Raw genomic sequence first — 20,525 nt, forward strand, 5'->3', positions numbered from 1 at the left:
TCTTACACACTAAAAATAGTTTCACCTGACAGTCTTACCCTACAATATGGAGATCTCGTGTCCAATCAAACTATCCGTTGGGGCATTATCGGTGCCGGTATTATTGCTCATAAAATGGCCGAGGCGATTAACCTAGAGCCCGACAATGAGCTGGTAGCCGTCGCATCCAAATCCCCCGAGCGCGCCCAAACCTTTGCCGATCAATACCAAATCGACAGTGAAACCTACGCTCGACTGGTATCGCGCGACGATATCGACGTGGTTTACGTTGCCACCACTCACAACTTTCACGCCGACAACGCCCTGCTTGCCCTCGCCCACGGCAAACATGTAGTGATTGAAAAACCCTTCACGGTCAACGCGCCGCAAGCTCAGGTGCTAATCGACTGCGCCAAACGGCACAAAGTATTTTTGATGGAAGCCATCTGGACACGGTTTTTGCCATCCATGATTACGTTGCGCGATACCATCCAAAGCGGACGTATCGGCGCCGTCAAAGTTGCCAATATCAACTTCGGCGGCATTGCCCCCGATTACTACCTACCGCGCTTAATCGACCCCGCACTGGCCGGTGGCGTAACCCTGGATATGGGCATTTACCCCATCAGTATGCTGTGCTTTTGGTTGGGCGAGCTGCCGCAAATCAGTCACAGCCATTGTCACTTTAGTAATACCGGGATAGATGAAATTGCCTCGTACCAGTTAGTCTTCCCCTCCGGCTGTATCGCCACGGTTAACACCAGCTTTAATTTGCTGCTGGGGCAAGAAGTCAGCTTATTTGGCGCCACTGGACGCATCGACTACCCCAACTTTCAATCGGCCGATGCATTTACCCTGCGCGAGCTTAACGGGCGCGAGTGGAGCGAGACTGAAACCATCAGTAACCGCAACGCCGACAACGGCTTTATCTTTCAGGTGCGTGAGGCCGCTCGCTGTATTCGCGCCGGCGAGCTTGAAAGCCCAATTATTCCGCTGGCCGAGACCCTCGGCATCATGCAAGTACTCGACGCCATCCGCGAACAATTACCACTTAAATACGATTTTGAGTAACACGTAAAAGGCCGCGCGCGCTGTCGGCTCACGATTGCGTGCTACCCATAGCGCAGCGGTGGCGGTTTCCGGTAAAATACCGCCTTTTTCTGACACGAGCCGGCAATTTATGGAAACCTTGACCCTATCACCCATCACTAGCGCACGGGGCGAAGTCACCCTGCCCGGCTCCAAAAGCTTGTCTAACCGTATTTTGCTGCTGGCCGCACTGGCTAAAGGCCAAACCACCATTACCAATTTGCTCGACAGCGACGACGTCAGCCATATGCTGAGCGCACTAACCGCGCTGGGCGTGAACTACCAGCTGAGCGACGACAAACAAACCTGTACCCTCGACGGCTTAGGTGGCACCTTCGCCATCGACGAAGCGGCAGTCTTGTACCTCGGCAACGCCGGCACGGCGGTACGTCCACTCACCGCCGCCCTAGCCGCAAGCAGCGGTGACTTTACCATTACCGGCGAGCCGCGCATGTACGAACGCCCGATTGGCGATTTGATCGATGCTCTGCGTCAGCTGGGCGCCGATATTAGCTATCAAAAGGACGATGGGTTTCCGCCACTGCTGATTAAAGGCAAACCGCTGACCGGCGGAGAGGTTAGCATTAAAGGTAATATCTCTAGCCAATACCTGACCGCACTATTAATGGTGGCGCCACTGTTTTCTGGCGACACGACCATTAACGTCGATGGAGAGCTAGTCTCTAAACCCTACATCGATATTACCCTCGACACTATGGCCAAGTTCGGCGTAAGCGTCGCCAACAATAACTATCAAAGCTTTAGCGTTACAGGTAAGCAAACCTATCAATCGCCGGGTGAGATTATGGTCGAGGGCGACGCCTCATCGGCCTCGTACTTTTTGGCGGCTGCCGCTATTGGTGGTGGCCCGGTAAAAGTACACGGCACCGGCAGCGCCAGCATTCAGGGCGACGCAAAATTCGCCGAGGTACTGAAGCAAATGGGCGCCGAGGTGACTTACTCGGATATGTGGATTGAAGTAAAAGGCACGGGTAATTTAAAAGGCGTAGACGTGGATTTAAACCACATCCCCGACGCCGCCATGACCATTGCCACCGCCGCCTTGTTTGCCGAGGGGCCAACCCGTATTCGCAACATCTACAACTGGCGTGTTAAAGAAACCGACCGTTTGGCGGCCATGGCAACCGAGCTGCGCAAAGTGGGAGCCACCGTAGAAGAGGGCGACGATTACATTTACATCGAGCCACCCGAGCACATTCAAAGCGCTGCCATCGACACTTACAACGACCACCGCATGGCCATGTGCTTTTCGCTGGCCAGTTTTGGCGATGCCGAGATTGTTATTAACGACCCCAAATGTACATCCAAGACCTTCCCGACCTACTTTGATGAGTTTGCACGCATCACCAAATAGCGCCACCAACACAAAAAGGCCGGCACCATGGCCGGCCTTTTTGTGTCACCTTGTTAAATCAGCGCAAATCTTAAAAGCGTGCTTTTAAGGAAACACCAAAAGACTCCTCGTAATCACCTTCTTGGTAGTCAACAGCAAGACTAAAAGACTCTGTAAAAAACTTCTCTGCCCGAATCCCATAAGTATCACCGTCAGCGTAGGTACCCCCTACGCTAAACGTTGGACTAAAATAGTAATCGGCACCTATTTTCCAGTCGACGTAATGGTAGCCATGATTGTCAATATAATACTCACCGGTTAGGTTAAGCGCTCGCTCCCCCAACGGTAATACATATTTGGTTTCGAGACTGCTTTCACTGCCATTAAACTCATCGTTCTCGCCAAAATTGGCGGCGATCAACCATCCATCAACCGGCATCACCCCCACCGCGGCAGACCAATACGTTTTATTTCTATCGTACGAATAATAAGAGTCACCCGCTGGACTCTGAGCGCGATACTCAAGCTCTTGCTCACTTCGCTTTATACTCGCCGACAGGTAAAAAATGCTATTAGGCACAAAGTACTCAATGCCAGCACCAACGCCTACTCGCGACATGTCATTCTGCCTATGCTGCACCTGACAGCCTTGCTCGCCATAAATGCAGTACTGATACTCACTTGCCGCCGAGCGGTAATCCGTCACTAGGTTAATATTACTCGCACGCCCTAAAAAGGCAGCCTCAGCCAAAGGTCGGCCGAGCGTTTCCACGGCAGAGAAATAGTATTTCCCCGACACGGTATACCTTTCGGTATCTTGATCACCGTTAACGAAGAGTTTATCTTCGCCCTCGCTGTAGCCACCCTCAATCTCCCACTGATACGGTTCGGCCAATGCAGGCATTGAACCCACGAAACCAAACGACGCAATCAACCCTAACTTAAAACGCATAAAAACTCCTTAAAAAATAATATCCCAATTTTTCTACGGTTCATGCCGCTTTTTATTGCTTTAACAGGTGACCGGTAAATTTTAGCCAGCCGAAACCATGCCGCGCACAATGGCGCGCGGATACTTAACACTGATTAGGTCGAAAGAAATGGAGGATAGGCGAACACGTCCTGTAATAAAGCCTCCAGGCAAAAACACACAACGCGTGCATTTTGCGAACAGGCTTAGGACGCTGCTAGAAACAGAAAGTTTCGCGGAACATCAAAGAAAGTGTAGATAGGTAAATATCGTTTTGTAAAATAACGCATGCCAAAGACTTACGTCCTTGGCAAGGTAACACCGCGCTGACCTTGGTACTTACCGCCGCGATCAAGATAGCTGGTTTCGCACTCTTCGTCAGACTCAAAAAACAGCATTTGCGCAACGCCCTCATTGGCGTAAATCTTTGCCGGCAGCGGCGTGGTATTGGAAAACTCCAAGGTTACGTGCCCTTCCCACTCAGGCTCAAGCGGGGTGACGTTGACGATAATGCCGCAGCGAGCGTAAGTGGATTTACCAAGACACACCGTCAATACTGAGCGAGGTATCCGAAAGTACTCAACGGTACGCGCTAACGCAAAAGAGTTAGGTGGGATAATACACACATCGCTCTTCACATCGACAAAGCTGTTTTCATCGAAGTTTTTCGGGTCCACCACCGACGAATAAACATTGGTAAAGATTTTAAACTCATCGGCGCAGCGCACATCGTAGCCATAACTCGAAGTACCGTAAGAGATGATCCGCTGCTGATCGGCCCCGTGGCGTACCTGGCCCGGCTCGAACGGCTCGATCATGCCCTGCTCTGCCGCCATACGACGCATCCATTTATCGGATTTGATACTCATTGTGCTCCCCTTAGGTAACGGTGTGATTACGGCGCGCATGATAGCGGTTTTTGCCGCGCTTTGGGAGCATTCGGTCAACATTCAAGCGATCCCACAGTCCGGCAATTATTAGTATACTATTATTTCTGCTGCAACTATCACCGGGAGCTTCTTGGACTTACAACAAGGGGCGCCTTCAGCCTCTGGCTCGGCTCAACCACACCCATGAGACGCACTGATTACTTGATGCATCATCCCGCCAAAGCGGGCAAATACGGCCGCCCGCCTTGATAGGCACGCTGGATTGGCTGTACGCGGTGGGCCTCATGGAACGCCGTGAGCTGCCCTCTGAGCACCGGGTCACTATCTCGCCCCCTAACGCTAAATAATATTGGCCCCACCTTCTGGGTCGCGGGACCGTTTAGCTTGCTGCTGAATATCATCGGTATCGCTCGCTAAATCGTCCAGTAACCGACCGGTGGTGCCGGTGTGCGCTTCAGCTGCCGTTGTGGACTCCACCTGGGGTTGAGCTGGTGCGGCAGGCTCGGGTTGGGTTGATTCGTCGATCCAGGGAACACCTTGGGGGAATATTACTTCGCGGGCGTCGTCTGGCATCGAAACATTCGCGGCCTCAAAGGCGCGGACCACTTCGCGCATCAGCGACGAGGCCACTTTAACCACACTGTACTCGGCGGCATCGACCCAAAAGTAAATTTTTAAATTAATCGTCGAGGCGCCCAAACTATCGATCAGCACTTGGGGCTCCGGATCACTCAGCACCGCCTGATGCTTTAGCATCAATGCCATCGCCACCTCTTGGGCAAAGCGCACTTTCGCATCGTAGCCGACACCGATATCAAAGCTACCGCGAACATTTGGATTAGCAGAGAAGTTCTGAATCACACTTTTATAAATAATGGCATTGGGGATTTGAATATGATTGCCATCAAAGTCGACCAGTGTCGTGCCTCGCGTTGTCACCTTTTGCACCACACCGCGAAACCCTGATACCTCAATCACTTCACCCAACCGGAATGGCCGCTGAACACTTAACAATAAGCTGGCGATAAAGTTTTCGGCAATGTCGCGAAACGCAAACCCCACTACCAACCCCAGCAAACCGGTGCCACTGATAACGGCTACCGCAAATTGCGTCAGCCCGGCAATTCGCAAAAAGAAATAAAAGCCCAACAACAAAATAAAAATTGACAGTAAGCGCCGCAACACTACTTGTATCAACGAGCTATCCGTCATAAGCCTTAGGGGCCGAACTAAAAAGGCCGCCACTGGCCGCGAGGTAAAAAAGAAAAACAAGAAGGTCAATGCGGCGGCTAACAACAGCGGCAATGCGCGCACAAGCTTAACCCACAAATTGGCAAATTCAGCTTTAATAGCGGCGACACTAAAGTAATTAACAGGCGTCAGCTCCACGTTATTAACTACCGCGACAACACCGTCAATATTTTTGGCGATATCACTTGCCCAGCCGATAAAGTCGGCATCAGTACTGTAACCGCGCAAAAACACCAAGCCATTATCGACCCGGATCTGTAACTGCGAGAACTGCTCTGAGCTTGTCAAAATCGCGCTTAAGCGGTTTTGAATGTCAGCATCTTGTGACGGCGAATCCAGTGCAATGACCCGGTCGGCATTATCGACTTTCGCCTCACCGATTTGCTCGGCAGAGTCACCCGACTCATCCGCCCCCGCTGCAGCCGCAACAACCAGCAGCAACACCCATAACACACACGACCACCAAGACTGTTTTTGCGCCATATTTTTACTCACCGTTAATGCACCTCTGGCTTTGCGGCTTTATCCTAGCAGTCGCCACAACCGGCCGCCAGACAAAACTCAGTTAAGTACCCAGTAACACTAATTGCGACCTCTTTTTGGTAGGCACAAAAAAGCCGCACCCTAAGGCGCGGCTTTTTTGCAAAACGTCCGTGTTGTTTTAAGCCACTTGATTAATTCGCACAAGAGCCTTGGTTAATCCACACATCCCACTGACCATCGTGATCGGTTGGCGTGTCACCACGAGTCCACCACTTAGCCTCAAAGCGGCTGTCGTTGTAGCGCACTTGATCACCTTGGGTGTAAGTATCTCCAGTGCTCCAGTTTGGAATACCCACACAGGTATTACCGCTATCCGAGCTTGAAGACGAGCTGCTGGATGAAACCGAAGAGCTAGACGAGTTTGAGCTGCTTGAAGAGCTCGTGTTACCACCACTGAACATTACATCGACACAGGCGTAAAACGCCTCTGGGCTGTCAGAGCGTTGCCAAACCGCGTATACCACATGACGGCCGTTGCGCGCCGGCAAGCTTACCGTATGCGAGGGGTAATGCTCGGCCGCTTCAGGAGGGGTTTCCACCATAAGCTCTAAATCGTCCCAACCCAAGGGCTGGCTTGGATTGTAGCCAGGCTTAGTAATGTAGTAACGATAGTATTGCGTCGCGTGGGCGGCCGAGTTGTACCAAGTAAACGTTTGCGAGCCATTGACGGGCGTCGCGACCCAATCGTTGCGGGCCAGATCCATACCACCAAACGTACCCGGATCGCCGCCTGAACACAGCTCGCCATTAGGTACCACTGAGGTGTGATTGCCACCGGCCGCCCCCTGACGAATACCGTTCCAATCGTAAAACTGCTGCGTACCACTCTCAGCTTTAGCGGCCTGACACGCTGCAGAACTCAACGTTTCGGCACCTTCTTGCTTACAGTTCCAAATACGACTCTCAGGTGAGGTAATCGTACCGTGCGCGCTAACCAGCGAGGTCGCACTAAGACTGGCGACAGTGACGCAGCCAATCATCACACTCTTAAGCGCTTTTTGAGTAAACCATTGTGCTTTCATCCGTAATACCCTCTTTAACATTATCGTAACGGGACATTCATCGCTGGCATCTCTATAAATTCCGTCCTGCCTCACTCCATCTATTGCGTCGTCATTCACGCAACTGCGCACACGCGCCTTTTTATCGCAAAAGCCCAAAAGACAACGTTGTCTATCGCACATAAAGAAAAGAGATGCGTAGCGATAAATATTGACTCCAGCCCTAACACTAAGCTCGTTTAAAGAGCTCCGCCTCTGACTTAGTGTCTAAACACCAAGTATTGGCATACGACTGGTTCAATACGATCAAACCACGACAGATATAATATTTCAACACAAAGGGAATTGCTTGGTATTTACTAACAGAGCCTTGCTGGCACGCAAAAACACTAAAAACAGGATAATCGCGCCAAAACGTGAGCCACGTAACAAAGTGAACGGGGTAGTGTCACAGTTCTGCCCACTACTAATACCTAATTCCAATTAAAATAAAACTTTTTATTTCAGAAAAAGATAATTATTTTTGGAATAAAAAGCATTAACGCTAATTCACATTTAAAATATAAAGCCCCTAGTGCCGGTAAATCTTTAAGCCCGCCCCTACATTATCTGCCGCGATGACATAAACACCTAGATTCGGTTAGTCATCCACCGCATCAAAAATAGGCGCAGGAGCCGCTTGAGTGTTCTCTTGCCACAAACGCGCCGCCATTTTTAACGCAATACTCCGGTACGCTTGGGCGGCATCGCCGTCGGGCTCGGCGACCACCGAGGGCACGCCGCTATCGGCTTGTTCGCGCACCGCCAAAGACAAAGGCAGCGCACCAAGTAGTGAGGTATCGTAGTCTCGGGCGATACGCTCGCCACCACCGGCGCCAAATATGGCCTCTTCATGACCGCAGTTGCTGCACACGTGGGTCGCCATATTTTCAATCACACCCAACACGGGCACATTCACCTTGCGGAACATCTCAATGCCTTTGACCGCATCCAACAGCGCGATATCTTGCGGGGTGGTGACAATCACGGCACCAGTGACCGGCACACTTTGCGAGAGCGTTAGGGCGATGTCGCCAGTGCCAGGTGGCATATCGATAATTAAATAATCCACGTCGTCCCAGCGGGTTTGACTCAGCAATTGTTTTAGCGCGCCACTGACCATAGGGCCACGCCAGACCATCGGGGTTTGCTCAGTCACCAAGTACCCCATCGAGATTGTCTGCAAGCCATGGGCCTCAATGGGCACCATTTGTTGCGCTTTGCCCTCACCCACAATTTGTGGGCGGCGCTGGCCTACCCCCAACATTTGCGGCTGGCTTGGGCCGTAAATATCCGCGTCCAAAACACCCACACGGGCCCCCTGCGCCGCGAGAGCCAAAGCCAAATTCGCCGCGGTGGTGGATTTACCAACCCCGCCTTTACCCGAGGCCACCGCGATAATATTTTTAACCCCCGGCACCGCTTGGGCACTATTGGCCGCCGGGTGCGCCGCTACGCTCCAACGCAAGTCGAGGTCTACCGCGTCAACGCCATCCAGCGCCATTAACGCTCGCTGCACTTGCTCCGCAAGGCGCTCGTCGGTCGCGGCCGGATATCCCAGCGCCAGACTCACCTGAACCTTGCCGCCCGCTACGCTCAACGACTCTACCGCCCCTAAGCTATCGAGGCTGGCGCCATTGTAGGGATCGGCTAAAGCGCCGAGTACACGTGCAATTTCGGTTTGGTCAGTCATGGCTTTGGTAACCTCTGGCAAGCGCTCTGATAAGTAACTGTGCCCTATTGGTGGGGGCACAGTTGTAAAATCCAACCATCAGTAACGTAAACCCCTGAAACGCCGCGCAAAAAAGGGATGAAAATGGTATAGTACCGCTCCATTTTTGCCCCCGCCGCCCACCTGCGGCAAGGCTTTTTACGACGGCTAACGCGGCCCATACGCTGCGGGCTACCGCCACTAACGAGAGTAGATGTCGAGACTATGACCACACGCCGCAAGATTATGGTAACCAGCGCATTGCCTTACGCCAATGGCGAGTTGCACCTGGGCCATATTATGGAGCAGATCCAAACCGATATCTGGGTGAGGTTTCAAAACCTGCGCGGTCACGAGTGCCATTACTTTTGCGCCGACGATGCTCACGGCACCGCCATTACCCTCAAGGCCGAAGAGCAAGGCATTAGCCCGCAAGAGCACATCGAGAATATGCACGCGGCGCACCTCGAAGTCTCGCAAGGCTTTTTAATCGGTCACGACAATTACTACAGCACGCACTCAAGTGAAAACCGCGAGCTGGCCGAGCAAATCTACACCAAGCTCGAGGCCAACGGCCATATTGCCCAGCGCTCGATTGTGCAGGCGTTTGACCCCGAAAAGCGGCTGTTTTTGGCCGACCGCTACATTAAAGGCACCTGCCCTAAGTGCAAAACTGACGACCAATACGGCGATAACTGCGAAGCCTGCGGCGCCACCTACGCGCCGATGGACCTAATTGACCCGGTTTCCGCCTTAACCGGCGCAACCCCAGTGCCCAAAGAGTCCGAGCATTTTTTCTTTAAGCTGCCAGAGTTTTCAGACTTTTTAAAGCAGTGGACCCGCGCCGGTCACTTGCAAGATGAGGTGGCCAACAAAGTGGCCGAATGGCTCGACGCCGACCTACAAGAGTGGGATATCTCGCGCGATGCGCCCTACTTTGGCTTTGAAATTCCGGGCCACCCGAACAAATATTTTTACGTCTGGCTGGACGCACCAATTGGCTACATCGCCAGCTTAAAAAACTTTGCCGACAAAAACGGCATTGACTGGCAAGAATACTGGCGCCCCGACTCCAGCGCTGAGGTGCACCATTTTATTGGCAAAGACATCGTCAACTTTCACGCCTTGTTTTGGCCGGCTATGCTGCACTCAGCCAATATGCGCACGCCCACCAAGGTGAATGTACACGGCTTTGTTACCGTCAACGGCAAAAAGATGTCCAAGTCGCGCGGCACCTTCATTAACGGTCAGACCTACTTAAAATACTTAGATCCTGAATATTTGCGCTACTATTTTGCCGCCAAGCTCACCGCCAACGTCGACGATTTAGACTTAAATCTCGACGATTTTGTGCAGCGGGTAAACTCCGACTTAGTCGGCAAAGTGGTGAATATTGCCAGCCGCACCGCTAAGTTTGTCAGCAAAGCCGGCGGCGAACTCGCCCCCGCACCGGCCGATGCCGAGCTATGGCAGCGCTTTGTTGACGCCAGCGAGAGCATTGCCGCCCACTACGAGGCGCGTAGTTTTTCTAAAGCGATGCGCGAGATTATGGCGCTGGCCGATGCCGCCAATGAATATATCGCAGCGGCAGCCCCTTGGACGCTAGCCAAAGAACCCGGCCACGAACAAGAAGTTCAGGACGTTTGTAGCCTTGGCATCAACATGTTCCGCGCACTGATGATTTACCTTAAGCCAGTATTACCCGAGCTTAGTAAACGCGCCGAAGACTTTTTGGGCGAAACCCTCGACTGGAGCAGCGCACCTGGTTACCGCACGGGCCGCATCAATGCTTTTAAGCCGCTGTTACAGCGCATTGATAAAGACAAGGTAGACGCCATGATAGAGGCCAGCAAAGAAGAGGCGGCCGAACAAGCCAAGCCCGCCGCCACCGGCCCATTAGCCGATGAGCCTATTGCCGATGAAATCGAATTTGGCGACTTTGCCAAAGTTGATATGCGCGTGGCGCGCATCGTTAAGGCACAACACGTTGCAGGCGCCGATAAGCTGCTGCAGTTAACACTGGATGTTGGCGGCGAAACCCGCAACGTATTCTCGGGCATTAAGGCCGCGTATCAACCAGAAGACTTAGAGGGCCGCTTAACCGTGATGGTCGCCAACCTCAAGCCGCGCAAGATGAAGTTTGGTCTGTCAGAAGGTATGGTGCTGGCCGCCGGCCCTGGTGGCAGCGAAATTTATCTATTAGAGCCCGACAGCGGCTCCAAGCCTGGGCAACGAGTAATGTAGAGGTTGCGGATGACGGGGAACGGTACAAAGACCGTACTCCGCTCGCCGCAACCCGTACTCGCAAACCATTTATAAGCATATGCCCAATCAACCTAATTGAGAATGGGTTTTATATTGAACCGTAGGGGTCGCATCACGGATAATGCGCCTTTAGCGCCGGTAGCCCGGCCTGCGGACGACTTGAGGGGAACAGTGTGACCGAACTTGCGGTTATCTTGCTCAGCGCGATCCTAGTGAACAACTTTGTGTTGGTTCAGTTTCTGGGTTTGTGTCCGTTTATGGGGGTTTCTAACAAATTAGAAACCGCCATCGGTATGGCGAGCGCCACCACCTTTGTTCTCACCCTGGCCTCTATTTGCAGCTATTTAGTCGCCACCTGGGTGCTGCAGCCCTTGGGGCTGGAGTACATGCGCACCATCAGTTTTATTCTGGTGATCGCCGTGGTGGTGCAGCTGGCCAAAATGTTTATCGAAAAAACCAGCCCACTGCTGTATCGCGTGCTGGGTGTGTTTTTGCCGCTCATTACCACCAACTGCGCGGTATTGGGTGTCGCCTTGCAAAACACGCAAAAAGCCCACAATTTTATGGAGTCCACCCTGTTTGGGTTTGGTGCTGCGCTGGGTTTTTCACTGGTGCTGATTTTATTTTCTGCTATGCGCGAGCGTTTAGCGGTCGCCGATGTACCCTTGCCTTTTAAAGGGGCCGCTATCGGCATGATTACCGCAGGCTTAATGTCGCTCGCCTTTATGGGGTTCGGCGGTTTGGTTTAACCCACCGCGTTGCTATCTATGTTTGAAACCATTGCACAACATCCCATTGCCTCGGCGCTGATCGCCCTGATCGGCCTCGCGCTCGTATTTGGCGCACTGCTGGGTTACGCCGCCGTCCGCTTTAAAGTGGAGGGCGACCCGCTGGTCGAACAAATCGACACACTGCTACCGCAAACGCAGTGCGGCCAATGCGGTTACCCCGGCTGCAAGCCTTATGCGCAAGCGATTGCCAACGGCGATGCCATCAACAAGTGCCCGCCCGGTGGCCAAACCACCATCAACGAGCTGGCCGATTTGCTGGACGTTGAAGCGCCGACACTGGATGAAGAACACGGCGAAGAGTCCGACGTACCCACGGTGGCCTTTATTCGCGAAGACGAATGCATCGGCTGCACTAAGTGTATTCAGGCCTGCCCCATGGACGCTATTTTGGGCGCTGCCAAACAAATGCACACAGTGATTGCCGATGAGTGCACCGGCTGCGACCTGTGCGTAGAGCCCTGCCCGGTGGATTGTATCGATATGATTCCCGTGGCGTCCGGCATTCGCGAGTGGAGCTGGGATTTGCCCGCGGCAAGCCACGAGCAAGCCGCCAACTTGATTGCGACCGATACCGGTCGCGGTCACACGCAAAGTAATACAGGTGAAGCCGCCTAATGACGCAGTTGATCAAAGTCTGGGATATTCCCGGTGGCGTACACCCGCCCGAAAACAAAGCGCAGTCGCTGACCGAGCCGCTAACGCCACTGGCGATAGCGCCGCAGTTAATTCTACCGCTCAATCAGCATATTGGCGCACCGGCTAAAGTATTAGTCGAGGTAGGCCAAAAAGTATTGGGCGGGCAACTGCTGGCCGAAGCCGACGGTGTGTTTAGCGCCCACGTGCACGCCCCCACCTCGGGCACCGTGGCCGCGATTGTCGAGCACGTGGTACCGCACCCTTCGGGCATGACCGACACCTGCGTTATTTTAGACACCGATGGCGACGACCACTGGTTAGCACTGGATGAGGCGCCCGAGTACCAAAGCCTTGATAAAACCGCACTGCTTGCGCGCGTGCGCGCCGCCGGTATTGCCGGACTGGGCGGCGCTGGGTTCCCCACGGCGGTAAAACTCAACCCGCGCGCCAATCAAGTGATCGACACCCTGATTATCAACGGCACCGAGTGTGAGCCCTACATCACCGCCGACGATATTTTGATGCAAAACCGTGCCGACGAGGTCATCGCCGGCACGCAAATTTTAAGTAAGCTATTGGGTGAGCCGGGCCGTGTTGTCATCGGCATAGAAGACAATAAGCCAGAGGCAATATCGACCCTGCGTGAAGCGGCCAAAGGCACCACCATTGAAGTGGTGAGCTTCCCCACCAAGTACCCGTCCGGTGGCGAAAAGCAGCTCATTCAAATTCTTACCGGGCGCGAAGTGCCTGCCGGCCAAATTCCCGCCAGCATTGGCATTGTCTGCCAAAACGTCGGCACCACTGCGGCAGTGTATCGCGCTGTGCGTTTTGGCGAGCCTTTGGTAAAACGCATTACCACGGTCGTGGGCGAGGCGCTCAACACTCAGCGCAACGTTGAGGTGCTACTGGGCACGCCGATTCGGTTTGTGTTGGAGCAACACGGCTTTAACGAGAAAAAAGCCTCGCGTTTAGTGATGGGCGGGCCGATGATGGGCTTCTCGCTGCCGGACACCTCGGTGCCGTTGGTCAAAACCACCAACTGCATTTTGGCGCCGACCCGCAAAGAGCTACCCGCACCCTCGCCGGCGCAGGCATGTATTCGTTGTGGCATGTGCGCCGAGGCATGCCCGGCCGACTTACTGCCCCAACAGTTGTTTTGGTACGCCCAGAGCGAAGATTTAGAAAAGCTCGAGGCGCACAACTTATTTGACTGCATTGAGTGCGGCGCGTGCTCGTATGTCTGCCCCAGCCATATTCCTCTGGTGCAATATTATCGCGCAGCTAAAGGTGAGATTCGCCAGCACCGGATTGACAAAGAAAAATCCGACCGCTCGCGCCGTCGCTTTGAGTTCCGCAAAGAGCGGATCGAAAAAGAAGAGGCCGAAAAAGAAGCCAAGCGCCTTGCCCGTAAAAAAGCGGCCGAAGCGGCGAAAAAGAAACTCGCCGAACAAAAAGCGGCCACACCAACGGCAGGCGATAGCGCAACACCAGCCGCGCAGCCCAGTGCGGTTGATAACGACAAACAACGTGCCAAACTCGAACGACTTGTGGCCGCCGCCGAAGACAGCTTAAAGCAGGCGCAAAAACCGCAGGACGACGCGACCGATGAGCAGCTAGAAAAACAGCAAGCGCGCATTAAACAGGCCGAGGTTAAACTCGCCGGGGCGCGGGATAAGCTGGCAGCATTAGGCGCAGCGCCCAGCAAGCCCGCCGCTGCGACGGAACCTGCGTCAACCCCAAAACCGGCAACCGACGATCCGGTCAGTGCCGCGATCGAACGCGCGAAAGCCAAAGCGACTATGAGCCCCGAGGAAAAACTGCGCTCTTCGCTGGAGTCCTTATACAAGCGCTTAGCCAAAGCCGAAGACAAAGCCCGCGAGGCACGCGAGCAAGAGTCGGATAAAGCCGAAGCGTTAGAACAAGGCGTGGCCAAATTGAAAGAGAAAATTGCCAGCAGCCAAAAAGAGTTGGACGAGCTGACCCCCACAAGCGTTGCCGAGCCGACGCCACGGGACCCGTCTACATCTGACACAACAGCTGATGCCGCCAGCAGCGCTATCGAAAAAGCCAAAGCACGCGCGGCAGCCATGAGTACCATGAGCGTTGCCGACAAACTGCGCAATCAAGTGGATTCGCTGGAAGCTCGCTTGGAAAAGTCGCGCGCCCGCCTAGCCAAAGCCGAGGCGGATAACGACGACAACATCGACGCCTTTAAAAGCGGCGTGGAAAAGCTCGAAATTAAACTGGCCGCGACCCGCGAACAGCTGTCCGAACACAACGAGCAAGCCTAACCATTAAGGCGTAGGCTTTATAGGTTTAGCCTTTAACCGACGGAACACACCATGGCACTGACACGCATCACATCACCGCATACGCACCGGGCCTTAGGCACCGGTCAGGTCATGCGCACCGTGGTTATGGCGACGTTGCCAGGGCTGGCCGTGCTGACGTACTTTTTTGGTATCGGCGCTTTGCACAATGTGGTGCTGGCCAGTGCCGTCTGTATGGGCTTGGAAGCGGCCATTATGGCGCTGCGCGGCCGGCCCGTACTGTTTTACTTACGCGATTGCAGCGCGCTGGTTACCGGCGTTTTGCTCGGTTTAGCGTTACCGCCCTACTGCCCTTGGTGGCTTGTCGTGGTGGGTAGCTTTTGCGCCATTGTCCTGGCCAAACAACTGTACGGCGGTATGGGGTTTAACCCGTTTAACCCGGCCATGGTCGCCTACGTTATTTTGCTGATCTCGTTTCCATTGCAAATGAGCCAGTGGGCCGCGCCCATGGATGTAGGTGGCCACACACCAACATTAATCGAGGCGCTAAAACAAATTTGGGCCGGCACGGCCATTGACGGTTACACCGCCGCGACCCCACTGGATACCGTAAAACAAAACAGCTCGTTGATGCTCGACAGTGTTTACCTACAAGACCCCGTACTCGCCGCCGGCCAGTTTGCCGGTGCCGGCTGGGAGTGGGCCAATGTCGCCTTTTTAGTTGGTGGCGTTTACTTATTGTACCGCCGTATTTTTACCTGGCACGCGCCCGTTAGTATGCTTGCCGCGCTAGCCCTGATGGCGGTTATTTTTTACGATGGCGGCAGCTCAAGCAGCGGTGGCTCGGCTTTGTTTCATTTGTTTTCGGGTGCCACCATGCTCGGGGCGTTCTTTATCGTCACCGACCCGGTCAGCTCGGCGGTAAGTAATCGCGGCCGATTGATCTACGGTGCCAGCATCGGCGTACTGGTATACGTTATTCGTATTTGGGGCAACTACCCAGACGCTATCGCCTTTGCGGTGCTGCTCATGAACTTTGCCGCACCCTTTATCGATTATTACACCGTGCCGCGCACTTACGGGCACAAGAAAAGCCAACGCGCAACCAAAAAGGCTGACCTCTAATGCTGGGCGCATCAATCAGTAAAAACAGTGTTTTGCTCGGGCTGTTTGCCCTGGTAACCGCCGGTGTGCTGGCTGTCACCAACGTTAGCACTCGCGATCGTATCGCCGAGGCCGAGCGCCAAGCCGCCGAGCGCGCGCTTTACGAGCTAGTCACCGCAGATCGCGTCGATAACGACATGCTGAGTGACACCATAGCCACACCGGCGGGCATGATGGCTGATTTAGGCCTTACTCAGCCCGAGCCGATTTATCGCGCGCGCAAAAACGGTAAAGTCATCGCCGTTATCGTCCCGGCCATCGCGCCCGACGGTTACAGTGGCGCCATCCGCTTGCTAGTGGGTGTAAATCGCGACGGCACCGTAGCCGGCGCGCGGGCCTTAGTGCACAAAGAGACACCGGGTTTAGGCGATAAAGTCGACACCAACAAAAGCGATTGGATTTTAGGCTTTAACGGTAAGTCACTATCCGACCCCGCGCCCGAGCGCTGGGCGGTAAAAAAAGACGGCGGCGAGTTCGACCAGTTTACCGGGGCGACGATTACCCCGCGCGCCGTTACCGGGCAAATCAAGCGGGTCTTGCAACAAGTGCAAGCAGAGCGCAACCTATTGTTCGAGATCCCCGAGCAAGCTGAGGTAAACACACCGCGCAACGTAGGTGACAAGCGATGAGCAATACCGCCGAATGGCAAACGATCAGTAAAAAAGGTCTGTGGACCAACAACCCCGCGCTGGTGCAGCTACTGGGGCTGTGCCCGCTGCTGGCCGTGTCCGGCTCAGTGGTCAATGCCCTGGGTTTGGGGCTGGCCACCATGATGGTGCTGACCAGCTCTAATATTGCCGTATCACTGATTCGTAAAACCGTGAGCGATGCCGTGCGCTTGCCGGCATTTGTGATGATTATTGCCTCGCTCACCACCTGCATTGAGTTATTAATGCAGGCGTACACTTACGAGCTCTACACGATTTTGGGGATCTTTATTCCGTTGATCGTTACTAACTGCGCCATTTTAGGCCGCGCCGATGCCTTTGCCAGTAAAAACCCGGTATTGCCCTCCGCCATCGACGGCTTAATGATGGGCATAGGTTTTACCTTGGTGCTGCTGACCGTGGGTGCGATACGTGAAATTTTGGGCAGCGGCACCCTATTTGCCAATATGCACCTGCTGTTTGGCGAGCTTGCCCGGGGTTGGACCTTAACGCTGTTTGCCGACTATCCAGGGTTTTTAGTCGCCATTTTGCCACCCGGCGCCTTTATCGTAACGGGCTTTTTGATCGCGCTAAAAAACATCATCGACCATCATCAGGCCCAGCGCGCCGCGGCCCGCAAAGAGAAGCCGGTAAAAGGCAACAAACGGGTGCGCACCACCGGTACAATCGCCTAAAATTCATACGGCATAACAACCTTGTGCGGTTGTTATGCCTTTGAAAGTTGCACTGATGCCTATTAGTGGCAATAATCAGCTAACGCTGACGGTTCCTAAACCGCCGTCATAGGTTTGACACAATTCCACGCCAACGTTGGCCAGTCATATTTATCCGCGCGGGCGCAAGCCACGGTCAATCAATATTGAGGGAAGCACTATGTTTGAGTTTAACCAAGACGATGTCATGACCTTTGTCCACAATCATGTCATTCCGTGGGGCATTAATATTGTCACTGCGCTGCTAATATTTATTATCGGTAAAATCGTCGTTAAAATTCTGGTAAACCTACTGGGCAAAGTGCTCGGCCGCACTAAGCTGGATAATATCTTAGTCGACTTTGTTCAAGCCATTGCCAACGCCCTACTCTTAATTGTGGTTATTATTGCGGCACTGGATCAGCTCGGTGTCGATACCACCTCAATGATCGCCTTAATCGGTGCCGCCGGCTTGGCCATTGGTTTGGCACTGCAGGGGTCGCTGCAGAACTTTGCCTCGGGCTTTTTATTGCTGGTATTTCGCCCCTTTACCGCCGGCGATTACGTTGAGGCCGGTGGCACCGCTGGTGTGGTGAAAACCATCAGTATCTTCACCACGACCTTAAACACTCCCGACAACAAAGAAGTGATCGTACCCAACGGCCAGATTTACAATGACAACATTACCAACTACTCCAAACTGCCTACCCGCCGGGTAGATATGGTATTTGGCATTAGTTACGGCGATGACATCAAAAAAGCCAAAGAGATTATGGAACGTGTGGTTAAGGCCGACGAACGCGTACTGGCCGAGCCCGCCCCCACCATTGCGGTATCAGAGTTAGCCGATAGCAGCGTTAACTTTGTGGTGCGCCCCTGGGTTAAAACATCTGATTTCTGGCCAGTTAAATTCGACTTGGTTGAGAACATCAAGCTTGCATTCGACGAGGGCGGCATTACGATCCCATTCCCACAAATGGATGTTCACGCCGACGCGCCTGTTACGCAGAAATCCGATGCGGCCTAAGCGGCTTCATTAGTCGTATCGCAACACGGGGCTTCGGCCCCGTTTTTTTTGACGTAAACTAACGTAAATAGCCGTGAGTGATACGCCACTGGAGCTACAATAACGCTATGACAAGTGTACATATCATCGATGATGACGAAGCTCTTTGCGAGCTACTGGGCGATTATCTGCGCGATAACGGTTTTAGCGTTATCGCCAGCCACGACGGCATTACGGGTTTAAACGTTACCTTACAGGAGCAACCCGACTTAGTGCTACTGGATGTCATGCTCCCCGGCCAGAGTGGCTTTGAGGTGTTGCGTGCACTGCGTCAAGAAACTCACGTACCCGTACTGATGCTCACCGCACGGGGCGACGAGATTGACCGAGTGCTTGGGCTGGAGCTGGGCGCCGATGATTATGTTGCCAAGCCTTTCTCTCATCGCGAACTGGTAGCCCGAATACAAGCTATTTTGCGCCGACTGCAACCGCAGGCCAAGCCCCAGACAGGCCCGTTACGAATGAAACCGGAGTCGTTTGAGGCCTATTATTTTGACGAGCACCTGGACCTGACAGCAGCCGAGTTTCGCGTACTGCACATTTTGTTTGACCGAGCCGGTGAGTTGGTCGATAAAGACATGATTTCGCGTGAGGCATTTGGCCGCAGACTACAACCGTTTGATCGTCATATTGATATTCACATCTCCCATATACGCAAAAAAATGACGGCCATTAACGCCGCCCCTTGTATTAAGACCGTCCGAGGCTCCGGCTATCAGTTACTGGCGCAAAGCACATGAAGCTGTCTTTTTTTAGCGGTTTTACCGGGCGATTATTTTTATGGTTCTGGCTCTCACTAACGTTGCTGTTGGTAGCCAACTTTTTTTTGGGTAACTATCTAGACCGGCACGACGAGCTGCACCAACCCAGCGCACAACAAATGAAGGACTTACATCAATATCAACGCTCGCTACAGCGTTACGCCGGCCGGTCGTCAGAGCGATTACTCAAAGGCCGCAATCGGCACGGTTTAGCCTTTTACGATCCAACCACCCTCGAACCGATCGAGAGAGACCGAATGCACTGGCGTTTAGCCGAGCTTGCAAGTCAAGACACCGTGCATACCTTAGCGCTAGATCGCGGTTTGGTGGCCATCGGCCCGTTCCTTATTAACACCCGAGACCGCCCCCTGCTGGCGGTTTGGGTTATGCCCCCACAGCCAGTACCCATTTGGCGCCAAGCACTACGAGACTCACCCCACTGGCGGCTGATTGCGTCTATGGCGCTGGTGCTACTGTTATCGCTCATATTGGCGCGCTGGCTTAGCCGCCCTATTCGACATCTGTCACGCGCCGCACGACAATTCGGAGACGGCCAGTTATCCGTCCGCGTGGCATCGGGCAAAGGCGAGCTGGGTCAGCTAGGTCACGATTTCAATCTAATGGCCGAAAAACTGCAAACCTCCATCGCGACCCAGCAACGGTTGCTGGCCGACGTTTCCCATGAGTTGCGCTCGCCTCTTACGCGGCTAAAGTTAGCCGCCGGTTTACTGGCCGACCAGGGCAGCAATTCGTATATTGATCGTATAGAAAAAGAGTGTGAAACCTTAGAGCATTTAGTCGATCAAGTATTAACTCTATCGCGCTTGGAGGGTTCTAACTACCAGGAACAAAATGAAAGCACCGACATCGCCGAACAAGTGCAACAAGCTATCGACGATTGGCGCTTTCAAAGCGAGGGCAAGCAGCTCATTTACAGCGGCCCCTCGCAACTCACGGTCAACACCAAACCGCAGCTGTTGCAGCGCGTGCTGGATAATTTACTGTCAAATGCATGCCGTTACGCCGACACCATTGAGGTTACACTCAGCAGCGCTCAAGCCGGTGCTTGGCAACTGCGTGTATCCGACAACGGCCCGGGGGTTAGCGCTGAGCGGTTAGCGCATTTGTTTGAGCCCTTTTACCGAGGAGATCCGGCCCGAGGCCACCAAGGTAATATCGGCTTGGGCCTCGCCATCGCGCACGCTGCCGCGCAGGCTCTGGGCGCCAATATAACCGCCAGCCCTGCCCCATCGGGCGGGCTGTGCTTTACCCTAAGCTACCCCGGTTTGCCCCACGCTACCCAGCAAAGCACATGACAGTTTTAGGGATAACCACTTAAGCAACCGAAGCAATACGCTAACCAAAAAACGGTGCCAAGTGGCACC

General features: G+C 53.7%; 17 protein-coding genes. 12 read left to right on the forward strand and 5 right to left on the reverse strand.

The features are described 5' to 3' along the window. The first annotated feature begins 57 nt into the window (after positions 1 to 57). Together ACGHAD_RS11085 and aroA are read left to right on the forward strand one after the other, a co-directional pair. Positions 58 to 1,050 carry a Gfo/Idh/MocA family protein gene (locus ACGHAD_RS11085; RefSeq protein ID WP_382417513.1) on the forward strand — a complete coding sequence of 331 codons (993 nt, stop codon included), beginning with the start codon at positions 58 to 60 and terminating at the stop codon, positions 1,048 to 1,050. 109 nt (positions 1,051 to 1,159) lie between these two features. After that, complete coding sequence (gene aroA, locus ACGHAD_RS11090) at positions 1,160 to 2,443, forward strand: 3-phosphoshikimate 1-carboxyvinyltransferase (RefSeq protein WP_382417515.1); 1,284 nt, start codon at positions 1,160 to 1,162, stop codon at positions 2,441 to 2,443. Positions 2,444 to 2,513: 70 nt separating this feature from the next. On the opposite strand, the gene ACGHAD_RS11095 is transcribed toward aroA, so the two are convergent. From ACGHAD_RS11095 to apbC, 5 genes are all read right to left on the reverse strand, one after another. Then, positions 2,514 to 3,374: a putative porin gene (locus tag ACGHAD_RS11095; RefSeq protein WP_382417517.1), complete on the reverse strand. Its 861-nt coding sequence runs from the start codon at positions 3,372 to 3,374 to the stop codon at positions 2,514 to 2,516. Between the two features lie 317 nt (positions 3,375 to 3,691). After that, complete coding sequence (dcd, locus tag ACGHAD_RS11100) at positions 3,692 to 4,261, reverse strand: dCTP deaminase (protein WP_339614793.1); 570 nt, start codon at positions 4,259 to 4,261, stop codon at positions 3,692 to 3,694. A 360-nt stretch (positions 4,262 to 4,621) separates the two neighbouring features. After that, complete coding sequence (locus ACGHAD_RS11105) at positions 4,622 to 6,028, reverse strand: mechanosensitive ion channel domain-containing protein (RefSeq protein ID WP_382417520.1); 1,407 nt, start codon at positions 6,026 to 6,028, stop codon at positions 4,622 to 4,624. A gap of 179 nt (positions 6,029 to 6,207) precedes the next feature. Then, positions 6,208 to 7,098 (reverse strand): lytic polysaccharide monooxygenase, encoded by an 891-nt coding sequence (locus tag ACGHAD_RS11110; RefSeq protein ID WP_382417522.1) that lies wholly within the window; start codon positions 7,096 to 7,098, stop codon positions 6,208 to 6,210. Between the two features lie 619 nt (positions 7,099 to 7,717). Continuing rightward, the gene (apbC, locus tag ACGHAD_RS11115) at positions 7,718 to 8,809 is read right to left on the reverse strand and encodes an iron-sulfur cluster carrier protein ApbC (RefSeq protein WP_339614790.1); all 1,092 of its coding nucleotides are present in this window, start codon (positions 8,807 to 8,809) and stop codon (positions 7,718 to 7,720) included. Positions 8,810 to 9,052: 243 nt separating this feature from the next. On the opposite strand from apbC, the gene metG reads away from it, so the two are divergent. The 10 genes from metG (at position 9,053) to ACGHAD_RS11165 (ending at position 20,456) form a co-directional block, all read left to right on the forward strand. Beyond that, positions 9,053 to 11,071 carry a methionine--tRNA ligase gene (metG, locus tag ACGHAD_RS11120; protein WP_382417524.1) on the forward strand — a complete coding sequence of 673 codons (2,019 nt, stop codon included), beginning with the start codon at positions 9,053 to 9,055 and terminating at the stop codon, positions 11,069 to 11,071. Between the two features lie 194 nt (positions 11,072 to 11,265). Then, positions 11,266 to 11,841 (forward strand): electron transport complex subunit RsxA, encoded by a 576-nt coding sequence (rsxA, locus tag ACGHAD_RS11125; RefSeq protein WP_339614788.1) that lies wholly within the window; start codon positions 11,266 to 11,268, stop codon positions 11,839 to 11,841. Between the two features lie 18 nt (positions 11,842 to 11,859). After that, on the forward strand, positions 11,860 to 12,498 hold the full coding sequence (gene rsxB, locus ACGHAD_RS11130) for an electron transport complex subunit RsxB (protein WP_382417527.1): 639 nt from the start codon (positions 11,860 to 11,862) through the stop codon (positions 12,496 to 12,498). Continuing rightward, a complete protein-coding gene (gene rsxC, locus ACGHAD_RS11135) occupies positions 12,498 to 14,810 on the forward strand; it encodes an electron transport complex subunit RsxC (protein WP_382417529.1) in 2,313 nt (770 codons plus the stop codon). The genes rsxB and rsxC overlap by 1 nt, the downstream gene beginning before the upstream one ends. Positions 14,811 to 14,861: 51 nt before the next feature. Next, the gene (gene rsxD / locus ACGHAD_RS11140; protein WP_339614785.1) at positions 14,862 to 15,914 is read left to right on the forward strand and encodes an electron transport complex subunit RsxD; all 1,053 of its coding nucleotides are present in this window, start codon (positions 14,862 to 14,864) and stop codon (positions 15,912 to 15,914) included. Further along, complete coding sequence (gene rsxG, locus ACGHAD_RS11145) at positions 15,914 to 16,582, forward strand: electron transport complex subunit RsxG (protein ID WP_382417531.1); 669 nt, start codon at positions 15,914 to 15,916, stop codon at positions 16,580 to 16,582. Before rsxD ends, rsxG begins: the two co-directional genes overlap by 1 nt. Beyond that, positions 16,579 to 17,295, forward strand: coding sequence for an electron transport complex subunit E (locus ACGHAD_RS11150; protein ID WP_382417533.1), 717 nt, complete (start codon positions 16,579 to 16,581; stop codon positions 17,293 to 17,295). The genes rsxG and ACGHAD_RS11150 overlap by 4 nt, the downstream gene beginning before the upstream one ends. Before the next feature lie 199 nt (positions 17,296 to 17,494). Next, positions 17,495 to 18,340, forward strand: coding sequence for a mechanosensitive ion channel domain-containing protein (locus ACGHAD_RS11155; protein WP_339614782.1), 846 nt, complete (start codon positions 17,495 to 17,497; stop codon positions 18,338 to 18,340). Positions 18,341 to 18,447: 107 nt separating this feature from the next. Further along, entirely contained in the window at positions 18,448 to 19,119 is a 672-nt protein-coding gene (locus ACGHAD_RS11160; RefSeq protein WP_339614781.1) for a response regulator transcription factor, read from the forward strand. Further along, a complete protein-coding gene (locus ACGHAD_RS11165; RefSeq protein ID WP_382417536.1) occupies positions 19,116 to 20,456 on the forward strand; it encodes an ATP-binding protein in 1,341 nt (446 codons plus the stop codon). Before ACGHAD_RS11160 ends, ACGHAD_RS11165 begins: the two co-directional genes overlap by 4 nt. The last annotated feature ends 69 nt before the right edge of the window (positions 20,457 to 20,525 follow it).

Source organism: Gilvimarinus japonicus (assembly GCF_042847215.1).
In the GTDB taxonomy this organism is placed as follows: domain Bacteria; phylum Pseudomonadota; class Gammaproteobacteria; order Pseudomonadales; family Cellvibrionaceae; genus Gilvimarinus; species Gilvimarinus japonicus.